Below are 1,536 nucleotides of genomic sequence, written 5' to 3'. Positions count from 1 at the left end.
TCGGGTCACCCAGCGTCGTACCCGTACCGTGCGCCTCCACCGCGTCCACCTGCGAGGCCAGCAGACCGGAGTCGGCCAGGGCCTGGCGGATGACACGCTGCTGGGACGGGCCGTTCGGCGCCGTCAGGCCGTTGGACGCGCCGTCCTGGTTCACCGCACTGCCGCGCACGACCGCCAGCACCTCGTGGCCCAGGCGCCGCGCGTCGGACAGGCGCTCCACCAGAAGCATGCCGACGCCCTCCGACCAGCCCGTGCCGTCCGCGCCCGCCGCGAACGACTTGCAGCGGCCGTCGGAGGCAAGGCCGCCCTGGCGGGAGAACTCGATGAACGCGCCGGGGGTGGACATCACCGTCACACCACCGGCCAGAGCCATCGTGCACTCGCCCTTGCGCAGGGCCTGGACGGCCAGGTGCAGGGCGACCAGGGACGACGAGCACGCCGTGTCGATTGTCATCGTCGGTCCCTCAAGACCGAAGGTGTACGCCACTCGGCCGGACAGGACGCTGCCCGACGTACCGATCCCGAGGAAGCCCTCGACGCCTTCCGGCACGGAGGCGACCTGCGAGGCGTAGTCGTGGTACATCATCCCGGCGAACACGCCGGTCCGGCTGCCGCGAAGGGACGTCGGGTCGATGCCGGCCCGCTCGATGGCCTCCCACGTCGCTTCGAGGAGGAGCCTCTGCTGCGGGTCCATCGCCAGCGCCTCGTTCGGCGAGATACCGAAGAACGCCGGGTCGAACTTCCCCGCGTCATAGAGGAAACCGCCCTCAGCCGTGTACGAGGTGTCGCGGCTGCCCGGGTCGGGGTCGTACAGGCCACTCACGTCCCAGCCGCGGTCGGTCGGGAAGGGCGCGATGCCGTCGCGGCCGGTCACCGTCAGCTGCCACAGGCCCTCCGGGCTGAGCACACCGCCCGGGTAGCGGCAACTCATGCCGACGATCGCGATGGGCTCGTCCGTCGTGCCCAGCAGCGTGGGCAGCCCGTGGTCCAGGACGTCCTCGCGGGGGGTGACCTCGTCCAGGATGAACTCGGCCAGCGCTTCAGGGGTGGGGTAGTCGAAGACCAGCGTCGCGGGCAGCCGCAGGCCGGTCTCGGCGTTGAGCCGGTTGCGCAGCTCCACCGCCGTGAGCGAGTCGAAGCCGAGTTCCTTGAACGCCTGCCCCAGCACGACGGCGTCTCGCGACGCGTGACCGAGCACGAGGGCGACCTCGCCGCGCACGAGTTCCATGACCATGGCTGTGCGGTCCGCCTCGCGGAGGCCGCCAAGCCGGTCGGCGAGCGCCGACTCGGCCGCGGCCGAGACCGCGGTGCGGCGGTTCGGGACGCGTACGAGGCTGCGCAGCAGCGGTGCGACGCCGTTGGACGCGGCACCCCGGCGGAGCACCGCGAGGTCGAGCCGGAGCGGAAGCACCGTTCCCCAGCCCGTGTGCTCGGCGGCGTCGAAGAGAGCAAGGCCCTGCTCCGCCGTGAGAGCGGGGAGACCGGCACGGGCCATGCGCTGCAGGTCGGTGTCGTCGAGGCGGCCCAGCATGCCGC

General features: G+C 72.1%; 1 protein-coding gene. It reads right to left on the bottom strand.

Annotated features, from left to right (window positions below):
- The coding region (locus ABEA26_RS35910; protein WP_345598263.1) for a beta-ketoacyl synthase N-terminal-like domain-containing protein at positions 1–1,536 on the bottom strand (1,536 nt) is incomplete at both ends.

Origin of the sequence: Streptomyces marokkonensis (genome assembly GCF_039539045.1) — a bacterium.
Lineage (GTDB): Bacteria > Actinomycetota > Actinomycetes > Streptomycetales > Streptomycetaceae > Streptomyces > Streptomyces marokkonensis.
Note: the sequence above shows the minus strand (reverse complement) of the source record. Positions and strands in the feature narration are given on the sequence as shown.